Raw genomic sequence first — 17,298 nt, 5'->3', positions numbered from 1 at the left:
CCGCGTAATCCGACACCACCACGGACGCCAGCAAGCATGTTTACTTCTTCTTCGCCACCATCTTGACCGCCTCGTTGACGATGACGGGGTTGTCTTTCTGGATGTAATAGCCGGCGCCCGTGATGCGCTCGATGGCTGGCGCGCCGGACAGGCGCTGCCAATCCTTTTCCTGCGCCCGCACCACGTTTTCAAACGAGCCCATTTCCTCGATGCCGAACTTGTCGCGCACCAGCAGCATGGCGGGCACGCGCAGCGGGCTGTTCATGTCGACGTGTTGCAGACATTGCGTCTGGGCATCGAATTCGGCCGATTCCGTACTGTTGAACATGAGTTTGCGCCGCGTCTTCACGAGCATGGCGTAGGTGGACGCGTCCGTCTGCAGGCGGTTCCACTGCTGCGGGTGCGTGGGGTCGAGCAGGACCAGGCCGGCCACGTCCTGCGGGTACAGCCGGGCATACACATACTGGTACAGTCCGCCCAAGCCGTGGCCGACCAGCACATACGGCGGCTTCAGGCCCGCCTGCGCCAGCAGGGCGCGCTGCTGGGCGGCAATGGTGCAGGGATCGCGCGGCGTGGTGGTCTTCTGGCTGTCGCCATAGCCGGGACGGTCGTAGACGAGCACGCGGTGCTGCCGGGCGACTTCCGGCACGACCTTGGCCCATACATCCTTGCCGTCGCCCATGGCCGACTGGAACACGACGGGCAAGCCGTCCTGGCCGCTCAGGGTATACGCGATGCTGGCGTCGGGCAGGGCCGCAGTGGCCGGCACACCTGGCGTGGCCGGGGCGGATGGAAACAGAGAGCAGCCGGAAAAACAGCCTGCCAGCAGCAAGCCGGCGCTGGAGAGGAGCATGGTGCGCGCGGGGCGGCCGATGAATAGATGATGCATGAATCTCCTTCTTTGTTCACGGACCGGTATGGCGTGCCAGCCATTATAGGCAAATCGTCTCGAAGTGGAAATGCCGAACAGAGCCGGATTTCCCCACCTGTCAGCCGGCCTCGGCGCGGTGGCAGACGGCTTCGATGCGGTTGCCGTCGGGATCGAACAGAAAGGCCGCGTAATAGCTGGCGTGATAGTGGCGCAGGCCGGGCGCGCCCAGGTCGATGCCGCCATGCGCCAGTCCGGCCTGCCAAAACGCTTCCACGGCCGCGCGCGAGGGGGCCTTGAAGCAGCAGTGGCGGCGCGGCGCGTCGTCGGGCTGCGGGCCCAGGCGCACGGAAAAGTAGCTGCGCTCGGGGTGCTGTGCATCGCTGCGCTCGCCGTAGCCTATCCAGGCGTTGGCATGGTCGCTGCCTACCTTGGGCACGTCGAGCGCGGCAAAGACGGCGTCGTAGAAGCGCTCGGCGCGTTCCAGGTCGCTGACGGTGAGGGATACGTGATCGAGCATGGGCACTCCGCTGTAAAAAACAGGACGGCCATAGCATAGCCCGGATCAGGGCGGCCGTGGGCGGCAGTGACCGAGTGATACCGTTGCTGGTTGACTGCTGGTTAAGGGTGGCGGGCGAGCCGCGCCACGATGTTGCGGCTCATCAGCTGCACGCGGGGCGCGAACAGCATCACGGCGCAGAAGGCCACGGGCCAGGCGGCAAAGAAGGCATGGCGCCAGCGGGGCAGGAAGTCCGCCTGCAAGCCGATATTGAGCCAGGTGACCCAGGCGCTCATCAGCAGGGTCATGAGCAGCGACATCAGGAAGGCAAATACGCAGCGCAGGCGCAGGGCATCGGACATGGGGCACTTTCAAAATGGTGAAGATATGCAGCGTAACAACTTGCAGCAATCTATACTAGAGCCATATTTTTAATTTCAAATTCCGAAAATGCAATCATGCTTGACGAATCATGCTCGATGACCTAGCCCTGTTTGTCGCCATCGTCGAGGCGGGCAGCCTGCATGCGGCGGCCGTCAAGGAAGACTTGCCCGCCGCCACCGTCACGCGCCGGCTGCAGAAGCTGGAAAGCCAGCTCGGCTACCGTTTGCTGAACCGCAGCGCGCGCCGCCTGCAGCCGACGGCGGAAGGCTGGCAATACTACGAGCAGTGCAGACCCCTCGTGCACGCGCTGCGGCAGGCGACGCAGCAGCTCGACGCCAGTCTGTCGGCCGTTTCGGGCAGCATCCGCGTGCTGGCGCCCGTGAACTTTGCCAGCGGCTTGCTGACGCCGGCCTGGGTCAGTTTCATGCAGCAGTATCCGGATATCCGCCTGGAGCTGGAACTGTCGAACCTGCTGCAAGACCTCGTGGGCAGCGGCGCCGACCTGGCCATCCGCGTGGGCGCGCTCGACGATTCCTCGCTGATGCAGCGCCGCCTCGGCAGCGCCGCGCTGGTGATGGTGGCCGCGCCCGGCTACCTGGCGCGCGCGGGCGTGCCGCGCGACTTGCAAGACCTCGAGCGGCACGAGCTGATCGTGGCCGAACCGCTGCGCAGCTGGCGCTTGCGGCGGCCCGGCGACGGCGCCGAAATGCTGATCGAGCCGCAGGCGCGCCTGCGCGTCAACGAAATGCGCCTGGCCGTGGAAATGGCCGACGCGGGCATCGGCATCCTGCTGTGCCCGCTTTTGCAGTGCCGCGACGAGGTGGCGCGTGGTTCGCTCGTGCGCGTGCTGCCCGACTGGATGCCGCAGCCGCGCCACGTGTACGCCGTGTGGACGCAGCGGCGCTACCTGCCGGCCCGCGTGCGCGTGCTGCTCGAGCACCTGGCGGCGTTTGCGGCGGCCAACCCGCTGTTGAATGAGGATGCCGGTGCCGATGAGGTGGCTGCCCTGGCGCGCGGCGCGCCGGGAATCCTTTCTATTTAGTAATACCGAGCGCTTGTACTTTTCGCCAGGATCGCGTTAAGATAAAGCTGCACGCTTATCCAGCGGGCAATCTGGTGTTTTTTCGCGCAATCCGTCCCTATCCATGAGAGTAGCAATGAAATATCTGATCGTTCCCTTCTTGCTGGCCATCACTGGCTGCGAAGTACTGTATGACGCGAACCGGGACAAGATCGGCGAGTATTGCAACAGCCTCAATAATTTCGACGACCGCAACGCCTGCCGCAAGCGCAACCAGACCAGCTACCAGGAATACGTGCAGCAGCGCGACCAGCTGAAAAAGGGCAAGAGCGAAAAATAGGCTTGCCGCCGCCTGCGCCGCATACGCTGCTTAAAAAAACAAACGCCGCTGACCAGTCAGCGGCGTTTTGCTTTGCGGACCCCGGCCTGGCGACCGGGGCATGCATCAGATCAGTCGTCGGCGTAGATATTGTTGTCCTTGGTTTCCTTGACGAACAGGGTGCCGATCACGACAGTCGCCAGGGCGACGACGATCGGATACCACAGGCCGTAATAGATATCGCCCTTGAAGGCCACCAGCGCGAAGGCCGTGGTCGGCAGCAAGCCGCCGAACCAGCCGTTACCGATATGGTAGGGCAGGGACATCGACGTGTAACGTATACGCGTCGGGAACATTTCCACCAGCATGGCGGCGATCGGGCCATACACCATGGTCACGTACAGCACCAGGATGAACAGCAGCAAGACGACCATCGGCTTGTTGATCTGGTCTGGATCGGCTTTCGCAGGGTAGCCCGCTTCCTTGATGCCGGCGCCGATTTCTTTCTTCAGCGCTGCTTCATGGGCCTTGCTCTCGGCATCGAAGTTCAGGCCGTCCGGCGTCATGACGGCGTTAAACGACGTAAATTCCTTCGTGCCGATGCGTACCTTGGCGATGCTGCCCGCTGGCGCGTCTTCCTTCGTGTAGTTCACCGAGCTGTTCGACAGGAAGCCCGTGGCGATGTCGCACGACGACGGGAACTTCTTGGTGCCGGTCATGTTGAACTGGAAGTGGCAGGAAGCGGGATCGGCCACCACCACCACTGGCGAGTTCTTCAGTGCAGCTTCCAGCTGCGGATTGGCGAAGTGGGTCAGGCCGTTGAAGATCGGGAAGTAGGTCAGGGCGGCGATCAGGCAGCCGCCGAGGATGATGTACTTGCGGCCGATGCGGTCCGACAGGCTGCCGAAGAACAGGAAGAACGGCGTGGCCAGCAGCAGGGCGATGGCGACGAGCACGTTGGCCGTGGCCAGGTCCACTTTCAGGGTCTGGATCATGAAGAACAGGGCGTAGAACTGGCCCGTGTACCAGACGACGGCCTGGCCGGCGGTCAGGCCGATCAGGGCCAGGATGACGATCTTCAGGTTTTTCCACTTTCCGAACGCTTCCGTCAGCGGCGCCTTCGAGGTCTTGCCCTCGGCTTTCATCTTGGCAAATGCCGGCGATTCATTCATGGCCAAGCGGATCCACACGGAAATACCGAGCAGGATGACGGAAACGAGGAAGGGAATGCGCCAGCCCCAGGCCTCGAAATCCTTCTCGCCGGTCGCCAGGCGGGTGCCCAGGATGACCATCAGCGACAGGAAGAAGCCCAGCGTTGCCGTCGTCTGTATCCACGCCGTGAACGCGCCGCGCTTGCCTTCAGGCGCGTGCTCGGCCACATAGGTGGCTGCGCCGCCGTATTCGCCGCCCAGCGCCAGGCCTTGCAGGATGCGCAGGATGACGAGGATGATCGGTGCGGCGATGCCGATGGACGCATGGCCCGGCAGCAAGCCGACGATGAAGGTGGAGCCGCCCATGATCAGAATCGTGATCAGGAAAGTGTACTTGCGGCCGATCATGTCGCCCAAGCGGCCGAAGACCAGCGCGCCGAACGGACGCACGATGAAGCCGGCGGCAAAGGCCAGCAGCGCGAAAATGAAGGTGGTGGTGGGGTCGCCGATGAAGAATTGCTTGGCGATGATGGATGCCAGCGAACCGTACAGGTAAAAATCGTACCATTCAAAAACGGTGCCGAGCGAGGATGCAAAGATGACCTTGCGTTCCTCGGGCGTAATCGGCGTTCCCTTGGTGGACATTTTCCGTACGTCGGCCGAGCCGGATGGTGATGCCATGGTTTGTCTCCCTATGTTTTATAGTGAACTGGTGCCGAGGTCTTTTTGACCATTCTTGCAACAGCTTGGGGCGAGTGTGTTCTCCGAACCTTACGTCATGCTTGCTTGAAACTTACACCAAGCTTACAAATTGCTGATCATTCCAACTTTGCGAACGACCGTACTTAAATGTGCTATTCTCATTCCGCAGACACCCCACCCAATAATATCCCCACAAGGAGACACAGCATGAATGAAGCCGTCATCGTATCGACTGCCCGCACGGGCCTGGCCAAGTCCTGGAAGGGCGCGTTCAACATGACGCATGGCGCCACCCTGGGCGGCCATGTACTGGCGGCCGCCGTCGAGCGCGCGCGCATCGAGGCGGAAGAAGTGGAAGACGTGCTGGTCGGCTGCGCCTTCCCCGAAGGCGCCACGGGCGGCAATATCGCGCGCCAGGTGGCCTTGCGCGGCGGCTGCCCCGTCACCACGGCCGGCATGACCGTTAACCGCTTCTGTTCCTCGGGCTTGCAGGCCATCGCCCTGGCGGCGCAGCGCATCATCGCGGGCGAAGGCGATATCTATGCGGCCGGCGGCGTGGAATCGATTTCCTGCGTGCAAAATGAAATGAACACGCATATGTACAGGGAAGTCTGGCTGCAGCAGCACAAGCCGGAAGTCTACTGGCCCATGCTGCAGACGGCCGAAACCGTGGCCAAGCGCTATCAGATTTCGCGCGAGCGCCAGGATGCCTACGGTGCGCAAAGCCAGCAGCGCGCAGCAAGCGCCCTGGCTGCTGGCCTGTTCGACGCGGAAATCGTGCCGATGACCACCGTCATGGGCGTGGCCGACAAGGCCAGCGGCATGCTGGTGTCGCGCGAAGTGACGATTGCCGCCGACGAAGGCATCCGTGCCGACACGACGTATGACGGCGTGGCGAAGATCCGCCCCGCCATGCCCGGCGGCGTCATCAGCGCCGGCAATGCCAGCCAGTTTTCCGACGGCGCGTCCATGGCCATCGTGATGAACTCGAAAGTGGCCGAAGCGAAAGGCCTGCAGCCGCTGGGCATCTTCCGCGGCTTTGCCGTGGCCGGCTGCGAACCCGATGAAATGGGTATTGGCCCCGTCTACGCGATTCCGAAACTGCTGAAAAAGGCGGGCTTGACGGTGGCCGACATCGGTCTGTGGGAACTCAACGAAGCGTTTGCCGTGCAAGTGCTGTATTGCGCCGACACCCTGGGCATCCCCATGGACCGCCTGAACGTCAATGGCGGCGCGATTGCCGTCGGCCACCCATACGGCGTGTCGGGCGCGCGCCTGACGGGCCACGCTTTGATCGAAGGCAAGCGCCGCGGCGTCAAATACGTGGTGGTGACCATGTGCATCGGCGGCGGGCAGGGCGCGGCGGGGCTGTTCGAAGTGCTGTGATGCTTGCTTGGCAGCCAGTCTGCGGGCGGCCTGAGTGCCGCCCGTTTTCTTTTGCCGCTCACTTTCTGCAAGGCACGCCGATAGCGGGTACAGTAATGCTTCATTAATAAACAAGCAGCCTGCCACCATGATCAAGCACATCGTTTTCTGGAAACTCAAAGACCACGCCGAAGGCGCCGACCGCGCCACGAATGCCCTGAAACTGAAAGCCCTGCTCGATTCCTGTTCGGATCTGGTCCCCGGCATCCTGAAATTCGAGGCAGCCGTGGCCCAGCCGGGCCTGGAAGCGACCTACGACATCGTCCTGTACAGCGAGTTCGCCAGCCGCGAAGCGCTCGATGCCTACCAGAACCATCCCGAGCATGTGAAGATCAAGCCGTTTTTTGGCGCCGTGCGCGAAGCGCGGCAGTGTATGGATTACGAAGTGTAAATCCGGGGTCAGACCCGCCGGGTCTGACCCCAGCTCTTGCGTTACGGGCTAAATTCTGAATTCACCCCACAAACAGGAACCCTTATGACCACCTACCAACGCATCGTCCTCGCCTCGCGTCCCACGGGAGAAGTGCAGCCGGATAACTTCCGCCTGGAAACTGTCGAGATTCCCGCCATCACGGATGGGCAACTGCTGGTGCGCAACCAGTTCCTGTCGCTCGATCCCTATATGCGCGGGCGCATGAGCACGAATAAAAGCTATGCGGCGCCGCAAGCGCTCGATGAAACCATGATCGGCGGCACGGTGGGCGTGGTGCTCGAGTCGAAGCATCCAAAGTTCGCCGTCGGTGACACGGTGGTGGGGACCCTGGGCTGGACGGAAGTGGCCGTGTCGGACGGCACGATGCTGCGCAAGGTCGATACGACGCACATCCCCGCGTCGGCCTACCTGGGCGCCGTCGGCATGCCGGGCATGACGGCATGGTATGGCTTGAACCAGATCATGGCGCCGAAAGCGGGCGAAACGGTGGTGGTATCGGCCGCCAGCGGCGCCGTGGGTAGCGTCGTGGGCCAGCTGGCGAAACTGAAAGGTTGCAGGGTCGTCGGCATCGCGGGCGGGGCGGAGAAGTGCGCGTATGTCGTCGACGAGCTGGGTTTTGATGCCTGCGTCGATTACAAGGCGGGCAACTTGGAAGCCGACCTGGCGGCAGCCACGCCGGACGGCATCGACGCCATCTTTGAAAACGTGGGCGGCGCCGTATTCGACGCGGCCCTGGCGCGCACCAACGCGTTTGGCCGCGTGGCCCTGTGCGGCTGGATAGCCGGCTACAACGGCGAACCGACGCCGCTCAACAATGCGCGCTTCATCCTCACCAACCGCCTCACCATGCGCGGTTTCATCGTTTCCGAGCAGCCGGAATTCTGGCCGCAAGGCTTGGCGGAGCTGGGTACCCTGGTGGCGACGGGCAAGCTGAAATTCCGCGAATCCGTGGCAGAGGGCCTGGCCAGCGCGCCCGAAGCCTTCATTGGCCTGTTGAAAGGCCGTAACTTCGGCAAGCAGCTGGTCAAGCTCAGCTGATCTCCCTCTCGAAAGGCAGGCCGTGCGACAATAACGGCCTGTTTCTTTCTACATTACACCATGACCAAGCACACCATCCGCCTCGGCGACTGGGCCACCCTGGGCCTTGATGCCACCGCCATCCGTTTTGAAGTCTTCGTCGATGAACAGAAAGTGCCGGCCGAGATCGAACTCGACGACATGGACGCCGTCTGCCTGCATGCCGTGGCCTATGATGACGCGGGCAACGCCGTCGGCACGGGCCGGCTATTGCCCGATGGCCACATCGGCCGCATGGCCGTGCGCCAGCCGGGCCGCGGCACGGGCGTGGGCGGCGCCATTTTGACCATGCTGATGGACAAGGCGCGCGAACGCGGCGATGCGGCGGTGGTGCTGAACGCGCAAACCGTGGCCGCGCCATTCTATGCGCGCCACGGTTTCGTGCAGCAGGGGGACGTGTTTGAAGAGGCCGGGATTGCGCATGTGGAGATGCGGCTGGTGTTTTAACGGTGCTTCCGGTGTTGTCGGATTACGGCCTGCGGCCTAATCCGACCTACGCCGACCTACGCCGGCCTGTGGCGGCCATGGCAGGTCGGGTTAGCGCGAAGCGTGTAACCCGACACCACCAGCACCATCAGGTGTTGTCGGATTACGGCCCTTCGGTCCTAATCCGACCTACGCCGGCCTGTGGCGGCCATGGTAGGTCGGGTTAGTGCGAAGCACGTAACCCGACACCACCAGCACCATCAGTTCTGCGCGTGGCTCTGACGCCATTTGTCCAGGATCACGGCCAGCACGATCACGACACCTTTCGCCACATACTGCCAGAACGACGACAGCCCCAGGATCGTCAAGCCGTTGTTCATCACGCCGATGATCAGGGCGCCGATGACGGTGCCCCAGACGGAACCGACGCCGCCCATCAGGCTCGTGCCGCCGAGCACGACGGCCGCGATGGCGTCCAGCTCATAGCCCGTGCCCCAGTTGCCGTTGGCCGCATACAGACGGCTGGCCGACATGGCGCCGCCCAGGCCCGCGAACAGGCCGCTGATGGTGTAGACAAACATCAGCACGAGACCGACCTTGATGCCCGTCAAGCGTGCCGCCTGGATATTGCCGCCCACGGCGTAGATATGCAGGCCCAATGTGGTCTTGCGCAAAATAAACCAGGTCAGCAGCACGACGGCCGCGGCCAGCCAGATCAGCCAGGGCACGGCCAGGAAGCTGCCGTTGCCCATCCATTCGAAGCTCGGGATTTCCGTGTTCAGCACGCTGGTGCCGTCGGCCAGCAGATAGGCCGCGCCGCGCAGGGCCGTCATGGTGCCCAAGGTCACGACAAACGGGTTCAGGCCGACGAGGGCGACCAGCACGCCGTTCAGCGCGCCCAGCAGCAAGCCGACGATCAGAAACGCGGGAATCGAAAAGCCGGCGAACTGGGCAGACAAGGACATCAGCATGCCTGCCACGGCCGAGACGGCCAGCACGGAGCCGACCGATAAATCGATGCCGCTGGTCAGGATGACGAAGGTCATGCCCGAGGCCAGCACGATGTTGATCGACACCTGGCGGAAGATGTTCATGGTGTTGTTGCTCGTCATGAACGTGGACGTGCCATCGGCCGAGAAATACACGGTCAGGCCATACATGGCCAGGTACAGCACGACCAGCACGGGCAGCATGCCCAGGCGGCGCATCAGGTTAGATGCATTGAAGGGTTCGCCGGCGCGCGAGGCGCCGCGGGTGGTACTCGTTGTCATGGTCTATCTCCTGAATGATTATTCTTATGCCGCTTCCAGCTGGGTGGCGTAAGCGAGGATGTTTTCCTGCGTGATATCGTCGCCCGTCACTTCGCCCGTCAGCCGTCCTTCGCACATCACCATCACGCGGTCGCAGATACCGACCAGCTCGGCCAGTTCGCTGGAAATGCACAGGACGGCCGTGCCCGCGTCCGCCAGCTGGTGGATGATCTTGTAGATTTCGCTCTTCGCGCCCACGTCCACGCCCCGCGTCGGTTCGTCGAGGATGAGGACTTTCGGCGCGATGGCTAGCCAGCGCGCCAGCAAGACTTTCTGCTGGTTGCCGCCAGAGAGCCCCCCGACGATGCCGTCCGGGCCCGAGACCTTGACGTTCAGGTTGGCAATCGCCTCGCGCGTCAGCTGCGTCAGGGCGCCACGGTTGACCACGCCCGCCGTCGCATGCCTGGACAGGATATTCATCGACATGTTTTCCATGGCCGACAACTGCATGAACAAGCCCAGGCTCTTGCGGTCTTCCGGCAGATAGCCGATGCCATGGCGTATCGCCGCCAGCGGCCGGTGGATGTGCACTTCCTGGCCGTCCAGCCACACTTGCCCCGATTGTTTCTTGTCCGCGCCAAAGATCAGGCGCGCCAGTTCCGTGCGGCCCGCGCCGACCAGGCCGGCAAGTCCCGTCACTTCACCCGCATGCAGGGCGAACGAGGCGGGCTTGACCTTGCCACCGGCTACCTTGTCCACGCGCAAACGCTCGGCGCCGCGCGTGGTGCGCCGCTGGTGCGCATAAAAGTCGTCGGCGGGGCGGCCCACCATCATTTGCACGACTTTCTTTTGATCCAGTTCGTCCTTGCCCAGTTCGCCCACATAGGCGCCGTCGCGCAGCACCGTGATGCGGCGCGCCAGGCGTTCCACCTCGGCCATGCGGTGGCTGATGTAGAGCACGGCCAGGCCCTTGTCGCGCTGTTCTTCGATGATGCGGAACAATTGTTCTGTTTCCCGGTCGGACAGGGCGGCAGTGGGCTCGTCCATGATCAGGATGCGGCTTTCGTGCACGAGGGCGCGGGCGATTTCCACCTGCTGCTGCTCGGCGATCGACAGAGTCGATACCATGGTATCGGCGTCGAAGCGGGAACCGAGGTCGGCCAGGATGGCGTTCGTGCGCGCGCGCATTTCGCCGCCCTTGACGGTCCAGAACGGGCCTTGCGGTTCGCTGCCCATGAAGACGTTCTGCGCCACCGTCATGTTCTTGGCCACGCTCAGTTCCTGGTAAATCAGGTTGATGCCCAGGGCGCGGGCCTCGCCCGGGTTGCGGATCTTGATCGGCTTGCCGTCGAGAAGGATTTCACCCGCATCGGGGGTGTACACGCCCGATAAAATCTTCATCAGGGTGCTCTTGCCGGCGCCATTCTCTCCCATCACGGCATGGATTTCGCCGCTGCGCACCGTCAGGTGCACGCCGCGCAGCGCGCGTGTGGCGCCGAAGCGCTTCTCGATGCCGCGCATTTCAAAAATAATATTGTCGCTCATGACTGTCCTTCCTTGCTGGTGAAACTGGCGCCGCCCGCGAACTGGCCGGCGGCGCCACGTGGTTCAGGTCAGGCAGATCAGTTCTTTACCCAGCCCGTGTAGGTGGCGACGTTTTCCTTGGTGATGGCCGGGGTCGGCAACAGCACCATGGTCTGTTTCGGCGTGCGGCCGTTCATGATGTCGTAGCCCATCTGCACGGCATCGGTGGCCATGCGGTACGGATTTTGCGCCGAGGTGGCGGCAAACAGGCCGGCCTTGTTTTTCAGGGCGTTCTGGCCGTCCGGCGCGCCATCGACGGCCGTGATCAGTTTCACGTCCGTACGTTTCGATTGCTTGATTGCCAGTTCGGCGCCGATGCCCGTCGGATCGTTGATGGCGAACACGCCGTCGATCTTCGGATGGGCCGTCAGCAGGTTCGACATCACGGTCATGCCGCCGTCGCGGCTGCCGCCAGCGTTCTGGTTGTCGGACAGGATCTTGATATCCTTGAACGCGGCCAGGGTTTTCTTGCAGCCATTGACGCGGTCGATCACGGAGGTGACGGGCGGGCCGTTGAGGATCACCACATTGCCCTTGCCGCCGATCTGCTTGGCCAGGTAGGCGCACGAGACGTCGCCCGCCATGGTGTTGTCGGACATCACGGTGGCCGATGCGCCGACGGCGCCCACGTCGACGGCGATCACGACCACGCCCGCATTGCGCGCTTTCTTGATGGCCGGGGCGATGCCTTTGGAATCGACGGCGTTCAGGATGATGATGTCGGTCTTGTTGGCGATAAAGTTTTCGATCTGGTCCACCTGGGTGTTCAGGTCATACTTGCTGGACACCGTGGTGACTTTCACGCCGGGGCCGCCCAGCTTTTTCGCGCTTTCTTCCGCGCCGCGGCCAATCGCGACAAAAAACGGGTTGGCCAGGTCGCCCACGCTTACGCCGATCGATTTCAGCGGTTTGTCGGCGGCGAAGGCGCCGCAGGCGGCGGACAGCAGCAGTGTGGCGGTAATGACTTTTTTCATGAGGATCTCCAAGGGTTTTTATTGTAAAAACAAACGGTGCTACGGGTAAAAAACTGGGTGCAAACTTATTGGCTGCGCAATTTCTCGATCATGGCATCGAGCTTGCCCGCATCGACGGCAAAGCCGCGGATGCCTTCGGCCAGCTTTTCGGTGGCCATCGCATCGTCGTTCAAGGCGTAGCGGAAAGCGGCCTCGTCGTAGGTGACGGCCGGCTGCGCCGCGCCCAGGTCGGCGCCCAGCGCGCGCTCGAACGGTTCGTTGGACGCTTCGAGCTTTGCCAGCAAGTCCGGGCTGATGGTCAGCAGGTCGCAGCCGGACAGGGCCGTGATCTGCCCCACGTTGCGGAAGCTGGCGCCCATCACTTGCGTGGCGATGCCATGTTGCTTGTAGTAATTAAAGATGCGCGTGACCGATTGCACGCCTGGATCGTTGGACCGGCTGCGCGCCGCTTCGTCCCATGCCGCGCCCAGCGATTTTTTATGCCAGTCGTAGATGCGGCCCACGAACGGCGAAATCAGGCGCACCTTCGCGTCGGCGCAGGCGACGGCCTGGCAAAATGCGAACAGCAGGGTCAGGTTGCAAAAGATGCCATCTTTTTCCAGTTCGCGCGCGGCCTGGATGCCTTCCCAGGTGGCGGCGACCTTGATCAGCACGCGCTCGCGGCCAATGCCGGCTTGCTCGTACAGGGCGATCAGGCGGCGTCCGCGGGCCACGGTGGCGTCGCGGTCAAAGCTCAAACGGGCATCGACTTCCGTCGATACGCGGCCCGGCACCACTTTCAGGATTTCCAGGCCGAAACGCACGAGCACCTGGTCGACGATATCGTCGAGCGAGGCATGCTTGTGGGCTGCGACCGTGCTTTCCAGCAAGGGCGCGTAATCGGGCTGCAGCACGGCTTTTAAAATCAGCGACGGATTGGTGGTGGCGTCTTGCGGCGCGAAGCGGGCCAGTTGCAAAAAGTCGCCCGTGTCGGCGACGACGGTGCTGGTTTGCTTCAGTTGTTGCAGCTGATTCATTGCTATTCCTTATCACTGAGTTGGTGCAGAGCTTGCACGGCGGGAAACAGGCTACGGTAGCGGCCGTAGCGGATGCTCAAGGCTGCGCTGTGCGCGGCATCGGGCAGGAAAGTGTTTTTGATGGGCAAGCCCTGCGTCAGCAGGCTGGCGTCGCCGATGGCCGCAAAGCCCAGCTTGGCCGCACCGAGGCTGGCCGACAGTTCGCTGTTGTGCAAGGTGCGCATTTCGCGTCCCAGCACATTGGCCAGCAGCTGCGCCCAGTACTGGCTGCGCGCGCCGCCGCCCACGAGCATGCAGTGGGGCACCACGGCACCGGTCGATATGACGGCCGCCATGGCGTCGCGCAAGGCAAACGCCACGCCTTCGAGCACGGCGTAGCCGAGCTGCGCCGGCGTGCTGTCGTGGCCCAGCTGCAAAAAAGCGCCGCGCACCTGCGGGTCGTTGTGCGGCGTGCGCTCGCCCGACAGATAGGGCAGGAACAGGGGCGCGGACGGTGCGATGGCCGTGTCGAGCGGCAGGGCGCTTTCCACCATCGCCAGCAGCGCCGCCTCGTCGGGCTGGCCCAGCACGCCAGTGGCCCAGCGCAAACAGCTGGCGCCGGACAGGATCGCCCCCATCGCATACCAGCGGCCGGGCAGGGCGTGGCAAAAGCTGTGCACGCCGCCGGCCGGGTTGCCCAGCGGCTGCTCGGTGACGGACACGATGGCGGCGCTGGTGCCCAGCGAAATGAAACTGTCGCCGCCGTTGACGGCGCCGATGCCCACGGCCGAGACGGGGTTGTCGCCCCCGCCACCGGCCACCACCACGTCCATCCGCAAGCCCAGCTGGTCTGCGACGGCGGCCGGCACGGTGCCCGTGGCGGCGTCGCCTTCGGCCAGCGCCGGCATCTGTTCGGGCACCAGGCCGCAGGCGGCCAGCATGGGGGCGAACCAGGCACGGTTGGCCTCGTCCAGCCACAGGGTGCCGGCCGCGTCGGACATGTCCGTCAGTTTGATTCCGGTCAATTGCAGGCGCAGATAGTCTTTCGGCGACAGCACGCAGGCGACGGCGGCAAACGCGGCCGGCTCGTGCGTTTGCAGCCACAGCAGTTTTGGCGCCGTCAGGCCCGCCATGGGCAGGCTGCCCGTTACGTCCGCGTAGGCGGGATAGTCGCGCGCCAGGCTCGCCGCCTCGGCTTCGGCGCGCGCATCGTTCCACAGGATGGCGGGGCGGATTACGTTGTCGTTGCTGTCGAGCAGCACGGCGCCATGCATCTGGCCCGACAGGCCGATGCAGGCGATGCGCGCGTAGTCCTGCGGCCAGCCGGTGCGCAGCTGGCCCAGCGCGTTGACGCAGGCGGCCCACCAGTCCTGCGGCGCTTGTTCGGACCAGCCCGGCTGCGGGCGGCTGGTATCGATGCGCACGGAGGCCTGGCCGCGCACGGTGCCAGTGCCGTCCATCAGCACGGTTTTCAGTTCGGAGGTACCGAGGTCGATACCGAGGGAAATCGCTGGATGCATAGTCGATTACGGTAAAAGGTCAGGGGCAGCCGCACGAGTTGCGTACGCGCAAGGTCGGCGACAAGCGCTGCACGTGCTGGGCGCGGCCCGGGTTGGCGATACGGTCGATCAACAGGTCGACGGCCATGGCGCCCAGCTCTTCGAGCGGCTGCGCCATCACGGTCAGGCGGGGGCTGAAGTAATCGGCCCAGTCGAAATCATCGAAGCCGGCCAGCGCCACGTCTTGCGGTACGGCAATGTGAGCATCGCGCAAGGCGTGCATGGTGCCGATGGTCATCAGATTATTGCCGGCCACGATGGCCGTCGGGCGCTGTCCGGCGGGCAGGGCCAGCAGTTCGCGCGTGGCCGCGCCGCTGCGCTCGAGGTTCGAGTCGCCCGAGCGCAGCAGGTCCGGGTCGAAGGCGATATTGGCGCGCCGCAAGGCCAGGCGGTAGCCTTCGATACGCTCGTGCGTCGTGGACAGGCCGGGTGCGCCCGCGATGAAGCCGATGCGGCGGTGGCCGTGGGCGGCGATCAGATGGCTGACCAGTTCGGCAGTCGCCTCGATGTTTTCCACGCCCACCTGGTCGAACGGCTGCGGCGACATGCGGTCGACCAGCACGGAAGCGATCTTGTTGCTGGTCAAGTAGTCGAGGGTGCGATGGTGCGAGTCGCCCGAAGGCGCCAGCACGATGCCGTCGACCCGGCGCTGGTGCAAGTTCTGCACTACCTTGAGTTCCTGCTCGGGATCGTCATGCGTATCGGAAAACAGCATCATCAAACCGTGGCGCGTGCAGGCCGCCTCGATGGCGCGCACGGTTTCACTGAAGTAATGATTGGTGAAAGCGGAAATGGCCACGCCGATGGTGCCCGACGAGGAGCCGGCCAGGGCACGCGCCAGCATGTTCGGTACATAGCCGATCTGCTGCATGGCCGCGTTGACGGCGGCGAAGGTTTTCGGGCTGACCTTGCGGGTGCCGTTGAGTACGTGCGAAACGGTCGACAACGATACGTCCGCCGCCCGCGCTACATCTTCCATGGTGGCCATGGTGTCTCCTGATGGTTTTATTCTTATTGTGTGCTGCGATAGTGTGCGGCTGTGTCGCCGCGTTGGAATCTATCGTAAACAAAAGAAAGCGCTTGCGCAAGCGCTTTCTTTTTTGTGCGGATGGGTGGATGGTGGGTTTTCGATGAGGATAGGGAAAGCTTGCGTAGGTCGGATCAGCGCGCCAGAGGCGCGCGTAATCCGACATCGGGGACGGTGGTGATGCCGGTTGAGGGCGCTGGTGTTGTCGGGTTACGCGCTTGCGCGCTAATGCAAGCGTTTTCTTTTTTCTGCGCGGCGATGATGGATGGGTTTTCGATGAGGATAGGGAAAGCTTGCGTAGGTCGGACTAGCGCGCCGGAGGAGCGCGTAATCCGACATCGGGGACGGTGGTGATGCCGGTTGAGGGCGCTGGTGTTGTCGGGTTACGCGCTTGCGCGCTAATGCAAGCGTTTTCTTTTTTCTGCGCGGCGATGATGGATGGGTTTTCGATGAGGATAGGGAAAGCTTGCGTAGGTCGGATTAGCGCGCCAGAGGCGCGCGTAATCCGACATCGGGGACGGTGGTGATGCCGGTTGAGGACGCTGGTATTGTCGGGTTACGCGCTTGCGCGCTAACCCGACCTACTGGATCACCAGCTCATGCAATTCGCCGGGCGAGTCCGGGAACAGTTTCACCACGGTGGACGTGCGCGTGCCGTAGCCCGGTGTTTCGATGCAGACGGCGGACAGCACGCGCTCGAGGTCGAGCGGCACGCCCGTGTCGGGCAAGCGGAAGTCGGGGGCGCGCGTGGTGTCGGCCAGCATGTCGAAATAGGCCTCGTCGGGGGCGCCCTGGCACAGCAGGCTGGCGAACTGGGCCTTGGTCTTCAGGACCTTCGGCCACGGCGCGTCGAGCAGGGCGTTCGACAGGCCGTAGATGCCCGGTTCCAAAGGCTGGCCATTGCGCGCATCGCCATCGCCGCGGTTGGAAAACCAGATCAGCGTAGTGGCATCGCCCAGCACCAGGTTAAAACCGTTGTAGGCTTTGCAGCCGGTGCGGATTTGCGCGATATAGTCTTGCGGCGACATGTTGCCGGCCAAATAGTCCGCCACCAGGGCGCCGCGCGAGGGGGCGTCCGGGTTGCGGTCTTGCGGGCTGCGGATGTTCGTGATGGCGGCAAAGCGCGAGCTGCCGCTGCCGGACTGCGTGATGCCCATCCAGCTGCCGCCCGCCTGCAGGTCGCGGCCCGCATACACTTGCGGGTGCTCGGGCCAGGCCCCGGCGGGGGCGCTGGCGCGTTCATAGAATTCGTCGCGGTTGGCGGCGGCAATCAGCGGAATGTGCGGATTGACTTTCCAGGCAAAAACGATCAGGCACATGGGGGCAAATCCATGAACACTTCCGTATGGCGCGCGCCGGCCGTCAGGGCCAGCAAGCCTGCCTCGTCGGCGGCAGCGGCCAGCAATTCGGCAAACCCTTCGCCGACGACGGGATAGATTTCCATCCACGTCTGCAAGCCATCCTTGCTGTCAGGACGGCGCTTCAGTTGCGGCGCCACGCCGGACGCGGCCGCCAGTTTCGCCTGCAAGGCGCGCACCCTGGCTTCCAGCGCCTGGGCGTGCTCTTCCTTGACCTGATAATAAATGTACAAATCTTTCATGGCA

Annotated in this window: 18 protein-coding genes; 6 read left to right on the top strand and 12 right to left on the bottom strand. The window is 63.5% G+C overall.

Going from position 1 to position 17,298, the window contains the following annotated elements; translation table 11 throughout:
- Window positions 1–40: 40 nt before the first annotated feature.
- From JAB8_RS03555 to JAB8_RS03545, 3 genes are all read right to left on the bottom strand, one after another.
- On the bottom strand, window positions 41–889 hold the full coding sequence (locus JAB8_RS03555) for an alpha/beta fold hydrolase (protein WP_070288495.1): 849 nt from the start codon (window positions 887–889) through the stop codon (window positions 41–43).
- 100 nt (window positions 890–989) lie between these two features.
- Window positions 990–1,388: a VOC family protein gene (locus JAB8_RS03550; protein WP_070288494.1), complete on the bottom strand. Its 399-nt coding sequence runs from the start codon at window positions 1,386–1,388 to the stop codon at window positions 990–992.
- 101 nt (window positions 1,389–1,489) lie between these two features.
- Window positions 1,490–1,729: a DUF2798 domain-containing protein gene (locus tag JAB8_RS03545; protein WP_070288493.1), complete on the bottom strand. Its 240-nt coding sequence runs from the start codon at window positions 1,727–1,729 to the stop codon at window positions 1,490–1,492.
- 110 nt (window positions 1,730–1,839) lie between these two features.
- Here JAB8_RS03545 and JAB8_RS03540 point away from each other — a divergent pair, with 110 nt between their 5' ends.
- Both JAB8_RS03540 and JAB8_RS03535 read left to right on the top strand, forming a co-directional pair.
- Window positions 1,840–2,793, top strand: coding sequence for a LysR family transcriptional regulator (locus JAB8_RS03540; protein WP_070288492.1), 954 nt, complete (start codon window positions 1,840–1,842; stop codon window positions 2,791–2,793).
- Between the two features lie 115 nt (window positions 2,794–2,908).
- Window positions 2,909–3,112, top strand: coding sequence for a hypothetical protein (locus JAB8_RS03535; protein WP_070218363.1), 204 nt, complete (start codon window positions 2,909–2,911; stop codon window positions 3,110–3,112).
- A 110-nt stretch (window positions 3,113–3,222) separates the two neighbouring features.
- Here JAB8_RS03535 and JAB8_RS03530 read toward each other — a convergent pair whose 3' ends face one another.
- The gene (locus JAB8_RS03530) at window positions 3,223–4,923 is read right to left on the bottom strand and encodes an MFS transporter (protein ID WP_070288491.1); all 1,701 of its coding nucleotides are present in this window, start codon (window positions 4,921–4,923) and stop codon (window positions 3,223–3,225) included.
- A gap of 228 nt (window positions 4,924–5,151) precedes the next feature.
- Between JAB8_RS03530 and JAB8_RS03525 the strand changes: the two genes are divergently transcribed.
- The 4 genes from JAB8_RS03525 (at window position 5,152) to JAB8_RS03510 (ending at window position 8,326) form a co-directional block, all read left to right on the top strand.
- On the top strand, window positions 5,152–6,330 hold the full coding sequence (locus JAB8_RS03525; protein WP_070288490.1) for an acetyl-CoA C-acyltransferase: 1,179 nt from the start codon (window positions 5,152–5,154) through the stop codon (window positions 6,328–6,330).
- A gap of 127 nt (window positions 6,331–6,457) precedes the next feature.
- Window positions 6,458–6,760: a Dabb family protein gene (locus tag JAB8_RS03520; RefSeq protein ID WP_070288489.1), complete on the top strand. Its 303-nt coding sequence runs from the start codon at window positions 6,458–6,460 to the stop codon at window positions 6,758–6,760.
- Between the two features lie 84 nt (window positions 6,761–6,844).
- Window positions 6,845–7,840 carry an NADP-dependent oxidoreductase gene (locus JAB8_RS03515; protein ID WP_070288488.1) on the top strand — a complete coding sequence of 332 codons (996 nt, stop codon included), beginning with the start codon at window positions 6,845–6,847 and terminating at the stop codon, window positions 7,838–7,840.
- 60 nt (window positions 7,841–7,900) lie between these two features.
- Complete coding sequence (locus JAB8_RS03510; protein WP_070288487.1) at window positions 7,901–8,326, top strand: GNAT family N-acetyltransferase; 426 nt, start codon at window positions 7,901–7,903, stop codon at window positions 8,324–8,326.
- A gap of 239 nt (window positions 8,327–8,565) precedes the next feature.
- Here JAB8_RS03510 and JAB8_RS03505 read toward each other — a convergent pair whose 3' ends face one another.
- The 8 genes from JAB8_RS03505 to JAB8_RS03470 form a co-directional block, all read right to left on the bottom strand.
- Window positions 8,566–9,576: a hypothetical protein gene (locus tag JAB8_RS03505; protein ID WP_070288486.1), complete on the bottom strand. Its 1,011-nt coding sequence runs from the start codon at window positions 9,574–9,576 to the stop codon at window positions 8,566–8,568.
- A gap of 24 nt (window positions 9,577–9,600) precedes the next feature.
- On the bottom strand, window positions 9,601–11,100 hold the full coding sequence (locus tag JAB8_RS03500) for a sugar ABC transporter ATP-binding protein (protein ID WP_070288485.1): 1,500 nt from the start codon (window positions 11,098–11,100) through the stop codon (window positions 9,601–9,603).
- A gap of 77 nt (window positions 11,101–11,177) precedes the next feature.
- Window positions 11,178–12,113, bottom strand: coding sequence for an ABC transporter substrate-binding protein (locus tag JAB8_RS03495; RefSeq protein WP_121669532.1), 936 nt, complete (start codon window positions 12,111–12,113; stop codon window positions 11,178–11,180).
- 65 nt (window positions 12,114–12,178) lie between these two features.
- Window positions 12,179–13,129, bottom strand: coding sequence for a transaldolase (tal, locus tag JAB8_RS03490; RefSeq protein ID WP_070288484.1), 951 nt, complete (start codon window positions 13,127–13,129; stop codon window positions 12,179–12,181).
- A gap of 2 nt (window positions 13,130–13,131) precedes the next feature.
- Complete coding sequence (gene xylB / locus JAB8_RS03485; RefSeq protein WP_217494194.1) at window positions 13,132–14,616, bottom strand: xylulokinase; 1,485 nt, start codon at window positions 14,614–14,616, stop codon at window positions 13,132–13,134.
- 31 nt (window positions 14,617–14,647) lie between these two features.
- Window positions 14,648–15,655 carry a LacI family DNA-binding transcriptional regulator gene (locus tag JAB8_RS03480; RefSeq protein WP_070288482.1) on the bottom strand — a complete coding sequence of 336 codons (1,008 nt, stop codon included), beginning with the start codon at window positions 15,653–15,655 and terminating at the stop codon, window positions 14,648–14,650.
- Window positions 15,656–16,275: 620 nt separating this feature from the next.
- The gene (locus JAB8_RS03475) at window positions 16,276–17,013 is read right to left on the bottom strand and encodes an NRDE family protein (RefSeq protein WP_070218352.1); all 738 of its coding nucleotides are present in this window, start codon (window positions 17,011–17,013) and stop codon (window positions 16,276–16,278) included.
- The gene (locus JAB8_RS03470) at window positions 17,004–17,294 is read right to left on the bottom strand and encodes a DUF4936 family protein (RefSeq protein WP_070288481.1); all 291 of its coding nucleotides are present in this window, start codon (window positions 17,292–17,294) and stop codon (window positions 17,004–17,006) included. The genes JAB8_RS03475 and JAB8_RS03470 overlap by 10 nt, the downstream gene beginning before the upstream one ends.
- Window positions 17,295–17,298: the final 4 nt, after the last annotated feature.

The organism is Janthinobacterium sp. HH106, from assembly GCF_001758725.1.
In the GTDB taxonomy this organism is placed as follows: Bacteria; Pseudomonadota; Gammaproteobacteria; order Burkholderiales; family Burkholderiaceae_D; genus Janthinobacterium.
This window is presented reverse-complemented; position numbering and strand designations above follow the sequence as displayed.

What these genes read in the sequence shown, in the direction of transcription:
- JAB8_RS03555 (WP_070288495.1), bottom strand. Translation starts at nt 889, where the DNA reads ATGCATCATCTATTCATCGGCCGCCCCGCGCGCACCATGCTCCTCTCC.
- JAB8_RS03550 (WP_070288494.1), bottom strand. Translation starts at nt 1,388, where the DNA reads ATGCTCGATCACGTATCCCTCACCGTCAGCGACCTGGAACGCGCCGAG.
- JAB8_RS03545 (WP_070288493.1), bottom strand. Translation starts at nt 1,729, where the DNA reads ATGTCCGATGCCCTGCGCCTGCGCTGCGTATTTGCCTTCCTGATGTCG.
- JAB8_RS03540 (WP_070288492.1), top strand. Translation starts at nt 1,840, where the DNA reads ATGCTCGATGACCTAGCCCTGTTTGTCGCCATCGTCGAGGCGGGCAGC.
- JAB8_RS03535 (WP_070218363.1), top strand. Translation starts at nt 2,909, where the DNA reads ATGAAATATCTGATCGTTCCCTTCTTGCTGGCCATCACTGGCTGCGAA.
- JAB8_RS03530 (WP_070288491.1), bottom strand. Translation starts at nt 4,923, where the DNA reads ATGGCATCACCATCCGGCTCGGCCGACGTACGGAAAATGTCCACCAAG.
- JAB8_RS03525 (WP_070288490.1), top strand. Translation starts at nt 5,152, where the DNA reads ATGAATGAAGCCGTCATCGTATCGACTGCCCGCACGGGCCTGGCCAAG.
- JAB8_RS03520 (WP_070288489.1), top strand. Translation starts at nt 6,458, where the DNA reads ATGATCAAGCACATCGTTTTCTGGAAACTCAAAGACCACGCCGAAGGC.
- JAB8_RS03515 (WP_070288488.1), top strand. Translation starts at nt 6,845, where the DNA reads ATGACCACCTACCAACGCATCGTCCTCGCCTCGCGTCCCACGGGAGAA.
- JAB8_RS03510 (WP_070288487.1), top strand. Translation starts at nt 7,901, where the DNA reads ATGACCAAGCACACCATCCGCCTCGGCGACTGGGCCACCCTGGGCCTT.
- JAB8_RS03505 (WP_070288486.1), bottom strand. Translation starts at nt 9,576, where the DNA reads ATGACAACGAGTACCACCCGCGGCGCCTCGCGCGCCGGCGAACCCTTC.
- JAB8_RS03500 (WP_070288485.1), bottom strand. Translation starts at nt 11,100, where the DNA reads ATGAGCGACAATATTATTTTTGAAATGCGCGGCATCGAGAAGCGCTTC.
- JAB8_RS03495 (WP_121669532.1), bottom strand. Translation starts at nt 12,113, where the DNA reads ATGAAAAAAGTCATTACCGCCACACTGCTGCTGTCCGCCGCCTGCGGC.
- tal (WP_070288484.1), bottom strand. Translation starts at nt 13,129, where the DNA reads ATGAATCAGCTGCAACAACTGAAGCAAACCAGCACCGTCGTCGCCGAC.
- JAB8_RS03480 (WP_070288482.1), bottom strand. Translation starts at nt 15,655, where the DNA reads ATGGCCACCATGGAAGATGTAGCGCGGGCGGCGGACGTATCGTTGTCG.
- JAB8_RS03475 (WP_070218352.1), bottom strand. Translation starts at nt 17,013, where the DNA reads ATGTGCCTGATCGTTTTTGCCTGGAAAGTCAATCCGCACATTCCGCTG.
- JAB8_RS03470 (WP_070288481.1), bottom strand. Translation starts at nt 17,294, where the DNA reads ATGAAAGATTTGTACATTTATTATCAGGTCAAGGAAGAGCACGCCCAG.